The following is a 15,769-nucleotide window of genomic DNA, read 5'->3' as shown; positions in this document are numbered from 1 at the left end:
GGACCGGGCCGCACCCGCGACTCCACCGACCGGACGTTCTTGGAACATCAGGATCTCCGCCGTGTCGAGCGGGTGCGCGGGATGTCGCGGTGCAGGGCGGTTCCACCGCTGCGGCCGGCGGGAGTCGGAGAGTGTCCGGAGTGGACAGTCCGGCACCTGGGACAGGTCGCCGCCGTCGAGCAGGTCGAACACCCGCAGGTCGAGGAAGAACGAGTCGTCGGCCTGGCGGGAAGTTCGCTCCCAGCGTGACGTGCACCTCCCCGTCCGGCCACCGGTCGGAGCAGGCAGGGGGTTGGCCTTCCGATCAGTGGAACCGGCCGTTGACCACGCCGAACGGCCCAACCTACGGTCCGACCACCCCGCGCGGGTCCGTCGTGCCGTGCGGGCCGGCGGGCCGCAACCGCCTCGGCGCAACGAACAGGAGGGCGCGGTGCCACTCGACACGACCACGCCGCACTACCGGCGGGACACCGCCTCGCACCCGCCGGTGAGCTGGCCGGACTACCGGTCCAACCAGGCCCGCCACCCGCACCGCCCGCTCGCGCTGCTGCCGCAGCGGCTCGGCGAGATCACCGGGCCGCTGCTGGGCGAGGGCCGGGTCGGGCCGCACGACAACGACCTGACCCTGGGCCACGACGGCGAGCCGCAGGGCCAGCGGATCATCGTCTCCGGCCGGGTGCTCGACGGCGACGGCCGGCCGGTCGCCGGCACCCTGCTGGAGGTGTGGCAGGCCAACGCGGGCGGCCGGTACCGGCACGACGGCGACCGGCACCCCGCGCCGCTGGACCCGAACTTCACCGGCGTCGGCCGCACCATCACCGACGCCGACGGCCGCTACACCTTCACCACGATCCAGCCCGGCGCGTACCCGTGGCGCAACCACGACAACGCCTGGCGGCCCGCGCACATCCACTTCTCGCTGTTCGGCACCGCGTTCACCCAGCGGCTGATCACCCAGATGTACTTCCCGGGCGACCCGCTGTTCTCCCAGGACCCGATCTTCAACTCGGTGCGCGACCCGAAGGCGCGCGAGGCGATGATCGCGAAGTTCGACCTGGACCGCACGATCCCGGAGTGGGCGCTGGGCTACCAGTGGGACATCGTGCTGCGGGGCACCGACCCGACGCCGCTGGAGGACGAGGACGACGATGACTGAGCTGCAGACCACGCCGTCGCAGACGGTCGGCCCGTTCTTCGAGAACGGCCTGTTCTGGGAGGACGGCCCGTTCGTGGTGCCCGACGGCACCGAGGGCGCGTTCCGGGTCGAGGGCCGGGTCCTCGACGGTGCCGGCGAGCCGGTGCCCGACGCCGTCGTGGAGACCTGGCAGGCCGACCCGGAGGGCCGGTTCGACCACCCCGACGACCCGCGCGGGCCGGTGCGGTGGAAGGATTTCCGGGGCTTCGGCCGGGCCGCCACCGACGCCGGCGGGCGCTGGGGCCTGCTGACGGTCAAACCCGGTCCGCTGCCCGCGGGCGACGGCTGGGAGGCTCCGCACCTCAACGTGTCGGTGTTCTGCCGGGGGATGCTGGTCCGGCTGGTCACCCGGATCTACTTCCCCGACGAGGAGGCCAACGCGCAGGACCCGGTGCTGGGCTCGATCGCCGACCCGGCCGCGCGCAGCACGCTCATCGCCACGACCACCCCGTCCGGCTACCACTTCGACATCCGCTTGCAAGGGGAGCATGAAACCGTCTTCTTCGACGTCTGAGCTGTTCGGGCCGCTGTTCACCGACCCGGCCGTGGAGGCGGAGATCTCCGACCGGGCGTGGCTGCGGGCCATGCTCGACTTCGAGCGCGCGCTCGCGATCGTCCAGGCGCGGGCGGGCATCGTGTCCGAGGCGGCGGCCCGGATGGTGGTGACCGCGATCGACGTCGGCCGCTACGACCCGGCCGCGCTCGGCGAGGCGGCCCTGACCAGCGGCACCCCGGTGGTGCCGCTGGTCAAGGCGATCGGCGCGCACGTCACCGCCGAGGGGCGCACCGCCGTGCACAACGGCGCGACCAGCCAGGACGTGCTGGACACCGCGCTGTCGCTGGTGGCGTTCCGGGCGCTGGGGCCGGTCCTGGACGCGCTGGCCGGCGTGGCGGGGGAGTGCGAGCGGCTGGCCCGGCGGCACCGCGACACGCTGATCGCCGGCCGGACGCTGGCGCAGCACGCGCTGCCCACGACGTTCGGCCTCAAGTGCGCGGGCTGGCTGGTGGCCGTGGACGAGGCCGCCGACGCGCTGGACCGGGTGCGCGAGCGGCGGCTGGCCGTGCAGTTCGGCGGGGCGGCCGGCACGCTGGCCGCGGTCGCCGACCCCGACCTGACCGACCAGCTCGCCGCGCAGCTCGGACTGGCCGCGCCGCTGCTGCCGTGGCACACCGACCGGACCCGGGTCGCGGAGCTGGCGTGCGCGCTGGGCGGCGTGTCCGGGGTGCTGGCGAAGATCGCGCAGGACGTGGTGCTGCTGGCCCAGACCGAGGTGGCCGAGGTCGCCGAGGGCGAGGGCGGCACGTCATCGGCCATGCCGCACAAGCACAACCCGGTGCGCGCGGTGCTGGTGACCGCCGGCACCCGCCGGGTGCCCGGCCTGGTCTCGACGGTCCTCTCCTCGATGGCGCAGGAGCACGAACGCGCGGCCGGCGCGTGGCACAGCGAGTGGCAGACGGTCACCGAGCTGCTGCGACTGGTCGGCGGCGCGGCGCACGGGGTGCGCGAGCTGCTGTCCCGGCTGCGCGTCGACCCGGACCGGATGCGGCGCAACCTGGAGCTGACCGGCGGCCTGCTGATGGCCGAGAACGTGGCGGGCCGGCTGGCCGCGCGGATCGGCCGCACCGAGGCCCAGGAGCTGGTCGCCGAGGTGTGCCGGGCCGCCGCGCTCAACGGCCGCACGCTGCGCCAGGCGCTGCTGGCCGACCTGCGGATCGACCTGTCGGAGCAGGCGGTGGACGAGGCGCTGGACCCGGCGGGCTACGTCGGCAGCGCGGGCGAGTTCGTGGACCGGGCGCTGGCCGCGCACCGGGGGAAGGGCGACCGATGACGCTGCACCACGAGCTGAGCGGACCGGCCGACGCGCCGGTCCTCGTGCTCGGCAACTCGCTGGGCACCACCACCGCGCTGTGGGAGCCGCAGCTGCCGGAGCTGGCGGAGCGCTTCCGGGTGCTGCGCTACGACCACCGGGGGCACGGCGGCAGCCCCGCGTCCCGGGGCCCGCGCCGGATCGACGACCTGGCCGAGGACGTGCTGGAACTGCTGGACGCCTTGGGTGTGCGGCGGGTGTCCTACTGCGGTGTGTCGATGGGCGCGATGGTCGGGATGTGGCTGGCCGGGCACGCGCCCGAGCGGATCGACCGGTTGGTGCTGTGCTGCACCACCGCGACGTACGACACCGCGCGGCCGTGGGAGGAACGCGCCGCCGCCGTGCGCGCGAACGGCACCGGGTCGATCGCCCCGGCCGTGGTGTCCCGCTGGTTCACCCCGGCGCTGCGCGAGCGCTCGCCGCAGACCGTGGCGCGCTTCGAGCACATGCTGTCCACTGTGGACGACGAGAGCTACGCCGGGTGCTGCGAGGCGTTGGGGGAGCTGGACCTGCGTGCCGTGCTGTCGAAGATCGTCGCGCCGACGGCGGTGATCGCCGGCGCGCGTGACGAGGCGACGCCGCCGGAGTCGCTGCGCGCCATCGCCGACGCGATCCCCGGCGCGTCACTGTCCGTTGTGGACGCCGCCCACCTGGCCAACGTCGAGGCACCCGATGCCGTCGCCGAGATCCTGCGGGAGCACCTGAAGTGAGCGAGCACGAAGACGGGATGCGGGTGCGCCGGGAAGTGCTCGGCGACGAGCACGTGGACCGCGCGGTGGCGCGCACGGACGAGTTCACCGCCGACTTCCAGGACCTGATCACCCGCTACGCGTGGGGCACGATCTGGACCCGGCCGGGACTGGACCGCCGGACCCGCTCGTGCATCACGCTGGCGATGCTGGCGACCCTCGGCCACGACGGCGAGGTGGCCATGCACGTGCGCGCCGCCCTGCGCAACGGGCTCACCCGCGAGGAGATCAAGGAAGTCCTGCTCCAGGTGGCGATCTACGCGGGCGTCCCCGCCGCCAACCGCGCGTTCGCCGTCGCCCAACCGATCCTCGCCGAACCCCTCTCGGCCGAACCCCCGTCCGCCGAACCCCCGGAGGCGTGACCGTGATCGGCGGGCGGCCGCCGAGGTGGTCGCACGTCCGGGCGGGCGGCGGCCACCGGGCCCGCTGAGCGCGGTCCGCCGGGTCACCAGGTCGGGCGCGCGCCGATCCCGCCGTCCACCACGAGGTCGTGCCCGGTGATCCAAGCCGCCATCGGCGAGGCCAGGAACACGCACGCGTCGCCGACGTCCTCCGGCGTGCCCAGCCGTCCGAGCGGCGCGGCGGCCTGCCACCGGCGGACGCCCTCGGGCCAGTCGTCGGCCAGGCCGGGCCGGTCGACCAGGCCCGGCGAGACGGTGTTCACCCGCACCCCGAACCGGCCGTACTCCAGCGCCGCCGAGCGGGCGAACATGATCATCCCCGCTTTCGCGGCGCTGTAGTGGGCGTGGCCGTGCGCCGGGTGGCTGCCCTCGACGGACGCGATGTGGGTGATCGAGCCGCCGGTTCCGCGCATCACCTCGACGGCCGCCTGCGTGCAGGAGAACGCGCTGGTGAGGTTCGTGTCCAGCACCGCCTGCCACTCGTCGGCGGTCATCGCGGCCAGGTCGCGGACCGGCTGCACCCCGGCGCAGTTCACCACCGCGTCCAGCCGTCCCCGCCACGCCGCCGCTTCGCGCACCAGCCGTGCGCACTCCTGCGGTGACGACAGGTCCGCCCGCACCGCCAGCGCGCCGTCGAGCGACACCTCGCCCTTGTGGTGGTGCGCGACGACCTCCGCGCCGGCCCGTGCGAACCGCCGGGCGATGCCCGCCCCGATGTGCCCGCTCGCGCCGGTGACCAGCACCACCGTTCCGCCCAGGTCCACGGCTACACCGCGGCCAACGGGGTGTGCGCCCCGGACGGCAGCTCGACCCCGATCGGGTCACCTGGCCGGACTTCGCCGCCGACCCGCACGATGGACATGATCCCGGCGCGCAGCACCACGGCACCGCTCTCGTCGCGGCCGGCCACGTGCTTGAGCAGGCCCGTGCGGAACGCCTCGATCTGCGGGCACGGGTTGCGCAGCCCGGTCACCTCGACCACCGCGTCCGCGCCCAGCCGCAGCAGGGACCGGTGGGCAGGCCGAGCAGGTCGACGTCCCGGGTGGTGCTGTTCTCGCCGAGCTGACCTGCGGCGACGTCGAAACCCAGGGAATTCAGCTCGTCGTGCAACTCGGCGTGCATCAGGTGAACTTGGCGCAGGTTCGGTTGCGCAGGGTCACGGCGCACGCGCGACCTGTGCTTCACCAGTTCCCCCGCGTGGGCGTCACCCGTTACGCCGAAACCGGCGACCAGCCGCACGTGGTCCTCGTTGGGTTTTGTGAATGTGTACTCCGCGCTACGACTCACGGCTACAACTGATCCCATGTCGTCGACGATAATCGGTAAGACTTGGGGTGGTCACGGCGATAACCAGGATGTAAAACCCTGCGGACAACGGTGAAAGATCATGGACGACGAATTGACCCATCGGGCGCGGGCGATGCTGCGGGCCATCGCGGCCGGGCGCGCCGAGGTGACTCACAGTCAGGAACCCGACCTTCGGGTGGACGGGTTGCTGTGCAGCGACCAGGCCACGACCCGCCAACTGGCGCACGCCGGATTGGTCCGACCAGTCGAGCTGAACGGTCACGGACAGTGGTCGCCGGCGGAGCTGACTCCGGCAGGTCGTGCCCTGCTCGCCTGACCGGATCTCGACCCCGCGGGCACGGCGGCGCGACCGCCGTACCCGCGACCGAGCGCAAACCCGGCCACGACCGCCGGCGCGTCCGGCCGTGCCGCGTCGGGCCGTGCCGCGTCGGGCCGTGCCGCGTCGGGCCGTGCCGCGTCGGGCCGTGCTGCGTCGGGCCGTGCCGCGTCAGGCGGTGACGCGGGAGAGGAACGCGGCCAGGTTGGCGGTGGTGCGCTCGATCAGCCGGTCGAGCGGGAGCGACTCGTGGAACCGCCCGCCCGGCCCGGCGTCCTTCTTGCCGCGCAGGTACAGCGAGCACGCCAGGTCGGTGCAGAAGTACGCGCCCACCGAGTTGCCCTGCTGGCCCTCCTTGCCGGCCTTGCGCGCGGTCATCAGGCTGACGCCGCCGCCGAGGTGCGTGGTCAGGCACAACGAGCACATGCTGCGCCGCACCTGCCCGGCGCGCGGTGCGGCCCGGCGCAGCGCGATGCCCACGAACCCGTCGCCGGACTCGGTGACGAGGTAGGCGCGCTCGCTGGAGGCCGGGTCCTGCCAGCCGAGGAAGTCGAGGTCGTCCCACGGTCGCGCGTCGAGGTCGCGGGGCACGGCCAGGCGCTTCGCCTCGCCCTTGGTGCAGTTGACGAACGACGCGCGGATGTCGCGTTCGGTGGCCGGTCTCATGCCCGGCACGCTAACCTTGCCTAGAGGGACTAGGCAAACGAATAACACTTCTAGGTATGGGGGCTCATGGCACGCGCGGGGATCACCGCCGAACGCCTGGTGCGGGCGGCGGTGGAGCTGACCGACGAGGTCGGCTTCGGGAACCTGACGGTGTCGGCGCTGGCCCGCCGGTTCGGCGTCAAGGACGCGAGCCTCTACTCGCACATCAGCAGCGCCCACGACCTCCGCTCGCGGGTGGCCGTGCTGGCGCTGGCGGAGCTGGCCGACCGCGCCGCCGAGGCGCTCGCCGGCCGGGCGGGCAAGGACGCGCTGGTGGCGTTCGCCGACGCCTACCGCGACTACGCCCGGCAGTACCCCGGCCGGTACGCCGCCGCGCAGTACCGGCTGGACCCGGACGTGGCGGAGGCGAGCGCGGCCCGGCGGCACTCCGACCTGACCCGGACGATCCTGCGCGGCTACCGGCTGTCCGAACCGGACCAGACCGACGCGGTGCGACTGCTGCACAGCACGTTCCACGGGTACGTCAGCCTGGAGGCGGCGGGCGGGTTCGGCCACCACCCGCGCGGTGCGGACGTGTCGTGGTCACGGGCGCTGGACGTGCTCGACTCGGTGCTGACCGACTGGCCCGCCTGACCTGCCTGGCATCCTCTGCGGTGTGCCCCACCCCGGTTCCCGCACCAAGACGACCGACCTGTGGCTGCTGCCCGAGGACGAGGCGCAAGTCGGGCGGCGGATCGGCGAAGTCCTGCCCGCCGCGTGGATGTGCAGCCAACCCGGTCCGGTGGGCCTGCACCAGGTACACCTGCACGCCACCGTCGAAGCGGCCGTCGGCTGCGGCGGCGTCCAGGCGTTCCTGCTGCTGCCGGCCGGTGCCGCCGCCCCGGACGCTGTCGAGGTGACCGACGGCGTGGTCACCGACCCCGACCTCCCGCACGCGGCGATCGTGCAACTGCTCCGCTCGCGCGTCCGCGACGAGGTGTTCGGCTGCGGGCGGCTCGCCGTGCGCTGGTCCGAACCGGAGGTCGGGCCCGAGGTGCACCGCGTGCTGGGCGAGCAGACGGCCGAGGTGTGGCGGGCGTTCCGGGCGGCGACCCGGCCGGCGGCCCTGGTGGACGCCGGCGGGCGCACGCTGTCCGGCACGCGGATCGGCGACGCCGCACGGGAGCTGGCGACCCGCACCGGGATCCCGTTGACCCGCAACGGCGGGCCGCACTGGCACCTCGCGCACTAGCCGGCCACCGCCGGCCCAATCCATTGTGGACAGAAGGTTCACGGCCGTCCGCAGCGTGGACCGCGCCCCCGGAGCGGTGTGACGAGACGGACGTCGGCCGCGTGGCGCGGGGCGGCTTCGTCCGGTTGGCCCATCGGATCGGGCCGGGGGCGTGGGGAGCGTCCGCGCCCGAGTACCGCATTCACCCGTGCGACGCCCCTTCCGCCGACCGGCAGGTGAGGCTACCCTAACCAGCGGAGAGGTCCGGATCACTCCCATGCGTGCAGAACTTAGGTTAGGGTAACCGAAGTTCGATCACTCCCTGTTGTCGCACCGATGGGACAGTCATGCCACAGCCACCTGTCTTCGACGTCCTCGGCGTCGGCTTCGGTCCGTCGAACCTGGCGCTCGCGATCGCCGTCACCGAGTACAACGCCACCGCGCGCCCCGAAGACGTGGTCACGGCCCACTTCCTGGAGCGCCAGCGCCGGTTCGGCTGGCACCGCGGCATGTTGATCGACGACGCGACCATGCAGGTGTCCTTCCTCAAGGACCTGGTGACGTTGCGCAACCCGAGCAGCTCCTTCAGCTTCCTGAACTACCTGCACGGCCAGGGCCGGTTGGTCGACTTCATCAACCACAAGAACATGTTCCCGCTGCGGGTGGAGTTCCACGACTACTTCGAGTGGGCCGCCGGCAAGGTGGACGACCTGGTGTCCTACGACCACGACGTGGTGTCGGTGGCGCCCGTCGCGGAGGGCGGCGTGGTCACCCACTTCGACGTCACGTCCCGGACCCCGGCCGGCGAGGTGGAGGTCCGGCGGGCCCGCAACCTCGTGCTGGCAACGGGTTTGCGGGCCTGCCTGCCCGACGGCGTGACCCCGTCCGACCGGGTCTGGCACAACCGCGACTTCCTGCACCGGGTGACGGCGCTGGAGGACCCGCGCCGGCTGGTCGTGGTGGGCGCGGGGCAGAGCGGCGCGGAGGTGGCCGCCTTCCTGCACGACAAGTTCCGCGACGCCGAGGTGTGCGCGGTGTTCGCCCGCTACGGCTACAGCCCGGCCGACGACAGCCCGTTCGCGAACCGGATCTTCGACCCGGCGGCCGTGGACGACTTCTACACCGCGCCCGAGGACGTCAAGCGGCGGCTGATGGACTACCACGCCAACACCAATTACGCGGTGGTCGACAACGACCTGATCGCCGAGCTCTACCGCCGGGTCTACCGGGAGAAGGTCCTCGGCGCGCAGCGGCTCCGGCTGCTGAACCTGTCCCGCGTCGCCGAGCTCGACGAGCACCAGGACGGCGTGCGGGTGACGGTCGAGTCGCTGTCCGACGGCTCGCGCACCACGCTCGACGCGGACGCCGTCGTCTACGCCACCGGCTACCGCGAGGCCGACCCCACCGGCCTGCTGGGCGACCTGGCCGCCCGCTGCCGGCACGACGAGCTGGACCGGCTGCGGATCGGCCGCGACTACCGGCTGGAGACCGACGACGCCGTGCTCGGCGGCATCTACCTGCAAGGCGGCACGGAGCACACGCACGGCATCTCGTCGTCGCTGCTGTCCAACACGTCGGTGCGGGTGGGGGAGATCCTCCAGTCCGTGCTCGACCGCCGCCCGCCGTCGGTCCCGGTGCAGCCCGCGTACGCCGTGAGCGCCGCCCGTCCTGTCTGAGTCGTCCCGTCCGGGCACCGGCCCGGTTCCCGGCACGTTCCGCCGTGCCGCAGTTCCCGCACGCCAGGCAAGGGGTCCGCCGCACATGTCCACGAAGCCCAGGCTGCTCGCGGTCGCGACGGTCGCCGTCCGCCGGCGGGGCCTTCCCGGTGACCGTCGAGCACGAGTACGGCCGGACGGAGGTCGAGGCCGCGCCGGCCAAGGTGGTCACGCTCGGCCTGTCCGACCAGGACTCGGTGCTCGCACTGGGCGTCAAGCCGGTCGGTGTCGTGGACTGGTCCAAGGAGCGCCCGTACGGCAACTGGCCTTGGACCAAGGACCTCTGGGGCGGCGCGCAGCCGGAGATCGTCGGCGAGCGCGGGCCTTCGTCGACCACCGGTCGGCATCGCCACCGGGGCGATCGGCGGTCTGTACCTGATGTGGCTGCTGGCCCATGAGTGGCGAAAGGGGAACGGGCGATGACGACCCGCCTGCACGCGGAGAACCTCACACTGGCCTACGACGAGCGCCTGGTGGCCGCCGCGCTCGACGTGGAGATCCCGGACGGGTCGTTCACCGTGATCGTCGGACCCAACGCGTGCGGCAAGTCCACCGTGCTCAAGGCGTTGGCGCGGATGCTCAAGCCGCGCGCCGGCACCGTCTACCTGGACGGCCAGGCGATCTCGGCCTACCGCTCCAAGGAGGTCGCCCGCCGGCTCGGCCTGCTCCCGCAGACCTCCATCGCGCCCGGCGGCATCACCGTCGGCGAGCTGGTCGCCCGCGGCCGGTACCCGCACCAGCGGCTGCTGCGCCAGTGGTCGGTGCAGGACGAGGAGACCACCTCGCGGGCCATGCGGCTGACCAACGTGCAGGACCTGGCCGACCGTTTGGTGGACGAACTGTCCGGCGGTCAGCGGCAGCGGGTGTGGCTGGCCATGGTGCTGGCCCAGGAGACGCCGATCCTGCTGCTCGACGAGCCGACCACGTTCCTCGACATCGCGCACCAGATCGAGGTGCTCGACCTGTGCGCGGACCTGCACGAGGACGGCGGGCACACGCTCGTCGCCGTGCTGCACGACCTGAACCAGGCCTGCCGCTACGCCACCCACCTGATCGCGATGAAGCCCGGCGAGGGGGTGGTCGCGCAGGGCCGGCCCGGCGACATCGTGACCGCGGAACTGGTCGAGGACGTGTTCGGACTGCCCTGCCGGGTCATCGCGGACCCGGAGACCGAGACCCCGCTGATCGTGCCGCTGCGCCGCCGGCGGGTGCCGGTCGCCGGCTGAAGGACGACGCGCGCACCTGTTCGCCGATTACCGAAAATGAGTGGTCCGGCGAATGGGATCGCGCGCGTCCACAACCCTGTGGTACAAATAGGGGTTACTTCACCCGAAATGGGTGGAAACGATATAACCCAGTGTATCACAGGGGGCAAGCGTGACCACAGGGGAATTGTCCACGGAACAGGAAACAATCGCTTCGCTCTACGCGCGGCTCGATCTGGAGCGGGCCGCCGCGAAGGCCGAACTGGCTGCCGCCCTGCTCGACCCGCACGAGCGGCGGTGGCACCGCGAAGTCGCCGTCCGGACGCTGTCCGACCAGGTCAGCCGCCTGACCGTGGCCGACCAGGGGCTGTGCTTCGGGCGCACCGACCACGCCGACGGGCACCGCACCTACATCGGCCGGGTGGGCCTGCTCGACCCGGCCGACGATTACCGGCCGCTGCTCACCGACTGGCGCGCGCCGATCGCCCGACCGTTCTACACCGCCACCGGCGCACACCCGGAAGGACTCGTCCGGCGGAGGCATTTCCGCACCCGCGGACGGTGCTTGGAAAGCTTCCACGACGACGAACTCCGGTTCGACGGGACGACCCTGCTGGCCGCGCTGAACGCTCCCCGCTCGGACACCATGCGGGACATCGTGGCCACCATCCAGGCCGAGCAGGACGAGGTCATCCGGCTCGACCACCGGGGCGTGCTGGTGATCGAGGGCGGGCCCGGCACCGGCAAGACCGCCGTCGCCCTGCACCGCGTCGCCTACCTGCTCTACACCCAGCGGGACCGGCTGTCCCGGCAGGGCGTGCTGGTCGTCGGGCCCAACCCGGGCTTCGTGGACTACATCGGCGACGTGCTGCCGTCGCTGGGCGAGACCGACGTGGTGTTCGCGACCCCGGGCGAGCTGTTCCCCGGCGTCCGGACCACCCGCGAGGACACCCCGGAGTTGCAGGGCCTCAAGGGCGGGCGCTCGGCCGTCGCGCTGGTGCGCGAGGCGGTGGCCGACCGCCAGGAGCTGCCCGACGAGCCGCTGCCGGTCGAGCTGGAGGACGTGACCGTCTTCGTGGACGCCGCCGTCGCGGCGGTCGCCCGTGACCGGGCCCGGACCTGCGGGCTGCGGCACAACGAGGCCCGCCAGGTGTTCCGCGACGCGCTGGCCGACGTGCTCGTGGCGCCCGCGCTGACCCTGATCGGCGAGGACTGGCCGGAGCTCGCCGTCGACGTCCGGCGCGAGCTGGCGGGCAGCGCCGACCTGACCGGGGTCGTCGACGCCCTGTGGCCGGCGCTGACCGCGCGGACCCTGCTGGCCGACCTGTACGAGGGCCGGTGCTTCGCGCTCGGCTACCCGGAGCTGCACCGGGAGGACGGTCGCGGGTGGACGGTCTCCGACGTGCCGCTGCTGGACGAGGCCGCCGAGCTGCTCGGCACGTCCGGTGAGGCGGAGCGGGTCGCCGAGCGGGACCGCGCGCTGGAGGTGGAGTACGCCAGGGGGGTGCTGGAGGTGATCGACACCGACGAGGCGATGCACGAGGACGAGCTGCGGGCCGTCGACCTGGTCGACGCCGAGTGGCTGGCCGACCGGCACGAGGCCCCCGACCACCGCACGCTCGCCGAGCGCGCGGCGGGCGACCGCGAGTGGACCTACGGGCACGTCGTGGTGGACGAGGCCCAGGAGCTGTCCGAGATGGACTGGCGGGTGCTGATGCGGCGCAGCCCCAACCGGTCCATGACCATCGTCGGCGACCTCGCGCAGCGGCAGGCCGACGCCGGCGCGCGGTCCTGGGAGGCGCTGCTCGCGCCGTACGTCCGCACCCGGTGGGTGTACCGCCGGCTGACGGTCAACTACCGGACCCCGGCGGCGATCATGCGCTACGCCGCCCCGGCGCTGGCCGAGGTCGACCCGGCCGCCGAGCTGCCCACCTCGGTGCGCCGCGGCGAGCCGCCGGTGGAGATGCTGGTCGACGACCTGGCGGTGGTGTCCCGGCTGGTCGCCGGGCCCGGGACGTTCGCGGTGATCTCGGTGGACGGGCCGCTGACGCCGCGGGCGTCGAAGGGGCTGGAGTTCGACACCGTCGTGGTGGTCGAGCCCGAGCGGATGACGGCGGCCGAGCGGTACGTGGCGCTGACCCGGGCCACCCGGCACCTGGTCGTGGTGCGCCGGACCTGACCCGTCGCCGGCCGGGATTCCGCGCGCCGGAATTCCGGCCGGCCCGGCGGGTGTTGACCACGGTGAGAACCACCGCCGAACCCGGAGGGATCCCCGCAGTGGCATCCGACGTGGACGTGACCGTGTCCGACAACCCCGCCGAGTCGCGCTTCGAGGTCTTCCTCGACGGCGAGCCGGGCGGGTTCGCCGAGTACGCCCTGGAACCCGGCCGCATCACCTTCACCCACACCGAGGTGGCGATCGAGGGCAAGGGCCTGGGCAGCAGGCTGGTGAAGCACGCGTTGCTGGCGGCGCGCGAACGCGGCCTCGCCGTGGTCCCGCAGTGCCCGTTCGTGGCCGGCTACCTGGACAAGCACCCTGAACTGGCCGAGGTTACCGGGAAGTAGTATCCGGGCATGGAGTGGACCGAACCCGGAGTCTTCGAGGTCGCGCCCGGTGTGCACCGGATTCCGCTGCCGCTGCCGAACGACGGGCTGCGCACCGTCAACGCCTACGCGATCGAGGACGGCTCCGGGCTCGTCCTGGTCGACTCCGGGTGGGCCCTCGCCGAGGCGGAGACCGCCCTGGAGTCGGCGCTGGCCGCGCTGGGCCGCGACTTCTCCGACATCCGCCGGTTCCTGGTCACCCACGTGCACCGGGACCACTACACGATGGCGATCAGCCTGCGCCGCCGGTTCGGCACCCGGGTCGCGCTCGGCCTGGGCGAGCAGCCGTCGCTGAACAGGGTGCTCGCCCGCTCCCGGGACGAGCGGTTCGCCGACCTCGTCTCGTGGGGCGCGAGCGAGCTGGTGCCGAAGTGGCGGGCGGCGTGGTCGGCGGTGCGGGACGAGGAACTCGACTACGAGGAGCCCGACGAGTGGCTCACCGAGAGCGACCTCGGGCTGGAGAAGCGCGTCCTGCACGTCCTGCCGACGCCTGGCCACACCCGCGGGCACGTGGTGTTCGTGGACTCCGAGTCGTCGCTGCTGTTCGCCGGCGACCACGTGCTGCCGCACATCACGCCGTCCATCGGGTTCGAGCCGGTCCGGCCGGAACTCCCGCTGGGCGACTACCTGGACTCGCTGCGCCTGGTCCGCTCCTACCCGGACCTGCGGCTGCTGCCCGCGCACGGCCCGGTGACCGACTCCAGCCACGCCCGGGTGGACGAACTGCTCGCCCACCACGAGGAGCGGCTGGCCGCCTCGCTGGCCGCGATCGGCGCGGGCACCTCCACCGCCCACGAGACCGCCCGCCGGCTCGGCTGGACCCGCCGGCAGCGCCGGTTCGCCGAGCTCGACCTGTTCAACCAGGTGCTGGCGACCGGCGAGACCGCCGCCCACCTCGACGTGCTGGTCCGGCGCGGCCTGCTGACCGCCGTCGACGCCGACGGGGTGCGGCGCTACTCGGCCTGACCGAAGTGCTCGGCCAGGACGGGGGCCAGCACCTCGGGCGCGACGCCGTGCCACTCGCCGGGCAGCGTGCGGCGGGCCGCGGCCGGCAGCCGGGCGGCCACCCCGTCCGCCCACGCGCGCAGCCGCGCGTCCGTGCCCGCGCTGTCCACGACCAGCACCGGCACGCGGACCGCGCCCAGGTCGACCGGGGTCCCGGTGATCAGCAGGTCGTAGGCGAGGGTGTGCGCCAACGCCTCCAGCGCCGGCCACCCCGGTGACCGCCGCATCCCGGCGACCAGCTCCGCCGGCACGCCGATCGCCGCCTGGAAGTGCTCGACGGCGTCGCCGCGCCGGCCCTGCCCGATCAGCCCGGTGAGCGCGGCGGCCAGCTCCTCGTCCACCGCCGGCGACTCGTCGTACGGCGGTTCCAGCAGCGACAGCGCCCGGATCGGCAGGCCCTGCGCGGCGGCGTGCAGGGCGAGCACCGCGCCGGAGGAGAAGCCGTGCACGAACGCCGATCCGCCCGCCAGCGCGATCACCGCCGCCAGGTCCTCCACCTCGCGGGTGATCGCGTACGGCGGCGTGTCGCCGCTCTCGCCGCGGCCGCGCCGGTCGTAGGTGTAGACGGTGAACCGGGAGGCCAGCGCGTCCGCCAGGGCCGGCATCGGGCCGGCCGCGCGGTGGCAGGTCGCCGCGTCGACCAGGACCAGCGCGGGCCCGGAGCCGGTGCGGGTGCAGCCGATCGCGGTGCCGTCGGACGAGGTCGCTGCGGACATCGGGAGCCTCCTCGGCTGGGAACTGGACGGTACAGTACTGCGACGGGTACTGGTCCGTCCAGTACTGTCACGTCCCGTGGAAGAGACCAGATCCGCGCGCAAGCGCCGGGCCATCCTGGACGCCGCGCGCACGGTCTTCCTGCGCAACGGCTACCAGGGCGCCGGCATGGACGAGATCGCGGCGCTCGCCGAGGTGTCCAAGCAGACCGTCTACAAGCACTTCGCGGACAAGGAACGGCTGTTCACCGAGATCATCACGGCCGACATCCGGGCCGGCGAGCAGCGCTCGGACGCGGTCCTGGAGAGCCTGCCGGAGAGCACCGACCCCGAGGCCGACCTGCGCGAGATCGCCCGCCGCCTGGTCACCGTCGTCACCCGGCCGCACCTGGTCCGGATGCGCCGGGTGGTGATCGGCGAGGCCGACCGCTTCCCCGACCTCGCCCGCGCCTGGTACACCTCGGGCCCGGAACGCGGCTACGAGCGCCTCGCGCACCGCTTCGCCCAGCTCGGCGACCAGGGCCGGCTCACCACCCCGGACCCGCTGCTGGCCGCCCAGCAATTCGTCTGGCTGGCCCTGTCCGTGCCGCTCAACCGGGCCATGTTCGACCCGGAGCCGTTCACCACCGCGGAACTGCACCGCTTCGCCGACGAGGCGGTGCGCACGTTCCTGGCGGCGTTCGGCCCGGCCCGCTAGCCCGTGCCCCAGCTGTGGCGCAGCCGGATCCCGCTGTCGATCCTCGGTGGCCGTCCGCCGGGTGAGCCCGTGGCCATGCGGTGGGCGGCCTGGTCACGGGGTTGGTCGACGGTCGCC

The 15,769-nt window shown here is 73.4% G+C and carries 20 protein-coding genes; 15 read left to right on the top strand and 5 right to left on the bottom strand.

The window, feature by feature from the left end; translation table 11 throughout:
- Positions 1-430 precede the first annotated feature (430 nt).
- The 5 genes from pcaH to pcaC are packed head-to-tail and all read left to right on the top strand — an operon-like array spanning position 431 to position 4,174.
- Positions 431-1,156, top strand: a complete 726-nt coding sequence (gene pcaH, locus BN6_RS29455) for a protocatechuate 3,4-dioxygenase subunit beta (RefSeq protein WP_041318547.1) — start codon at positions 431-433, stop codon at positions 1,154-1,156.
- Positions 1,149-1,709, top strand: a complete 561-nt coding sequence (gene pcaG, locus BN6_RS29450; protein WP_015103484.1) for a protocatechuate 3,4-dioxygenase subunit alpha — start codon at positions 1,149-1,151, stop codon at positions 1,707-1,709. Before pcaH ends, pcaG begins: the two co-directional genes overlap by 8 nt.
- Positions 1,684-3,024 carry a 3-carboxy-cis,cis-muconate cycloisomerase gene (pcaB, locus tag BN6_RS29445; protein ID WP_015103483.1) on the top strand — a complete coding sequence of 447 codons (1,341 nt, stop codon included), beginning with the start codon at positions 1,684-1,686 and terminating at the stop codon, positions 3,022-3,024. Before pcaG ends, pcaB begins: the two co-directional genes overlap by 26 nt.
- Positions 3,021-3,773, top strand: coding sequence for a 3-oxoadipate enol-lactonase (gene pcaD / locus BN6_RS29440; RefSeq protein WP_015103482.1), 753 nt, complete (start codon positions 3,021-3,023; stop codon positions 3,771-3,773). The genes pcaB and pcaD overlap by 4 nt, the downstream gene beginning before the upstream one ends.
- Complete coding sequence (pcaC, locus tag BN6_RS29435) at positions 3,770-4,174, top strand: 4-carboxymuconolactone decarboxylase (RefSeq protein WP_015103481.1); 405 nt, start codon at positions 3,770-3,772, stop codon at positions 4,172-4,174. The genes pcaD and pcaC overlap by 4 nt, the downstream gene beginning before the upstream one ends.
- A gap of 83 nt (positions 4,175-4,257) precedes the next feature.
- Here pcaC and BN6_RS29430 read toward each other — a convergent pair whose 3' ends face one another.
- From BN6_RS29430 to BN6_RS48180, 3 genes are read right to left on the bottom strand one after another with little or no spacing between them, the layout of a single operon-like run.
- Entirely contained in the window at positions 4,258-4,977 is a 720-nt protein-coding gene (locus BN6_RS29430; RefSeq protein ID WP_015103480.1) for an SDR family NAD(P)-dependent oxidoreductase, read from the bottom strand.
- Positions 4,978-4,979: 2 nt separating this feature from the next.
- Positions 4,980-5,186 (bottom strand): MOSC domain-containing protein, encoded by a 207-nt coding sequence (locus tag BN6_RS48185; RefSeq protein ID WP_197540209.1) that lies wholly within the window; start codon positions 5,184-5,186, stop codon positions 4,980-4,982.
- Complete coding sequence (locus BN6_RS48180) at positions 5,183-5,452, bottom strand: hypothetical protein (protein ID WP_197540208.1); 270 nt, start codon at positions 5,450-5,452, stop codon at positions 5,183-5,185. Before BN6_RS48180 ends, BN6_RS48185 begins: the two co-directional genes overlap by 4 nt.
- A gap of 148 nt (positions 5,453-5,600) precedes the next feature.
- Here BN6_RS48180 and BN6_RS29420 point away from each other — a divergent pair, with 148 nt between their 5' ends.
- Positions 5,601-5,837, top strand: coding sequence for a hypothetical protein (locus BN6_RS29420; protein ID WP_015103477.1), 237 nt, complete (start codon positions 5,601-5,603; stop codon positions 5,835-5,837).
- Positions 5,838-6,008: 171 nt separating this feature from the next.
- On the opposite strand, the gene BN6_RS29415 is transcribed toward BN6_RS29420, so the two are convergent.
- Complete coding sequence (locus BN6_RS29415; protein ID WP_041314480.1) at positions 6,009-6,503, bottom strand: FBP domain-containing protein; 495 nt, start codon at positions 6,501-6,503, stop codon at positions 6,009-6,011.
- 66 nt (positions 6,504-6,569) lie between these two features.
- Between BN6_RS29415 and BN6_RS29410 the strand changes: the two genes are divergently transcribed.
- The 8 genes from BN6_RS29410 (at position 6,570) to BN6_RS29375 (ending at position 14,203) form a co-directional block, all read left to right on the top strand.
- Positions 6,570-7,136 carry a TetR/AcrR family transcriptional regulator gene (locus BN6_RS29410; protein WP_015103475.1) on the top strand — a complete coding sequence of 189 codons (567 nt, stop codon included), beginning with the start codon at positions 6,570-6,572 and terminating at the stop codon, positions 7,134-7,136.
- A gap of 22 nt (positions 7,137-7,158) precedes the next feature.
- Positions 7,159-7,734 carry a hypothetical protein gene (locus tag BN6_RS29405; protein WP_015103474.1) on the top strand — a complete coding sequence of 192 codons (576 nt, stop codon included), beginning with the start codon at positions 7,159-7,161 and terminating at the stop codon, positions 7,732-7,734.
- A gap of 326 nt (positions 7,735-8,060) precedes the next feature.
- Entirely contained in the window at positions 8,061-9,389 is a 1,329-nt protein-coding gene (locus BN6_RS29400; RefSeq protein WP_015103473.1) for a lysine N(6)-hydroxylase/L-ornithine N(5)-oxygenase family protein, read from the top strand.
- 149 nt (positions 9,390-9,538) lie between these two features.
- On the top strand, positions 9,539-9,826 hold the full coding sequence (locus tag BN6_RS29395; RefSeq protein WP_015103472.1) for an ABC transporter substrate-binding protein: 288 nt from the start codon (positions 9,539-9,541) through the stop codon (positions 9,824-9,826).
- Positions 9,827-9,847: 21 nt separating this feature from the next.
- On the top strand, positions 9,848-10,654 hold the full coding sequence (locus BN6_RS29390; RefSeq protein WP_015103471.1) for an ABC transporter ATP-binding protein: 807 nt from the start codon (positions 9,848-9,850) through the stop codon (positions 10,652-10,654).
- A gap of 151 nt (positions 10,655-10,805) precedes the next feature.
- A complete protein-coding gene (locus BN6_RS49805; protein WP_015103470.1) occupies positions 10,806-12,812 on the top strand; it encodes a UvrD-helicase domain-containing protein in 2,007 nt (668 codons plus the stop codon).
- A 98-nt stretch (positions 12,813-12,910) separates the two neighbouring features.
- Positions 12,911-13,198, top strand: a complete 288-nt coding sequence (locus BN6_RS29380) for a GNAT family N-acetyltransferase (protein ID WP_015103469.1) — start codon at positions 12,911-12,913, stop codon at positions 13,196-13,198.
- 9 nt (positions 13,199-13,207) lie between these two features.
- The gene (locus BN6_RS29375) at positions 13,208-14,203 is read left to right on the top strand and encodes an MBL fold metallo-hydrolase (RefSeq protein WP_015103468.1); all 996 of its coding nucleotides are present in this window, start codon (positions 13,208-13,210) and stop codon (positions 14,201-14,203) included.
- Here BN6_RS29375 and BN6_RS29370 read toward each other — a convergent pair.
- Positions 14,191-14,958 (bottom strand): alpha/beta fold hydrolase, encoded by a 768-nt coding sequence (locus BN6_RS29370; protein ID WP_015103467.1) that lies wholly within the window; start codon positions 14,956-14,958, stop codon positions 14,191-14,193. The genes BN6_RS29375 and BN6_RS29370 overlap by 13 nt on opposite strands.
- Positions 14,959-15,034: 76 nt before the next feature.
- On the opposite strand from BN6_RS29370, the gene BN6_RS29365 reads away from it, so the two are divergent.
- Positions 15,035-15,652, top strand: coding sequence for a TetR/AcrR family transcriptional regulator (locus BN6_RS29365; RefSeq protein ID WP_041314472.1), 618 nt, complete (start codon positions 15,035-15,037; stop codon positions 15,650-15,652).
- The last annotated feature ends 117 nt before the right edge of the window (positions 15,653-15,769 follow it).

The organism is Saccharothrix espanaensis DSM 44229, assembly GCF_000328705.1.
GTDB lineage: Bacteria > Actinomycetota > Actinomycetes > Mycobacteriales > Pseudonocardiaceae > Actinosynnema > Actinosynnema espanaense.
Note: the sequence above shows the minus strand (reverse complement) of the source record. Positions and strands in the feature narration are given on the sequence as shown.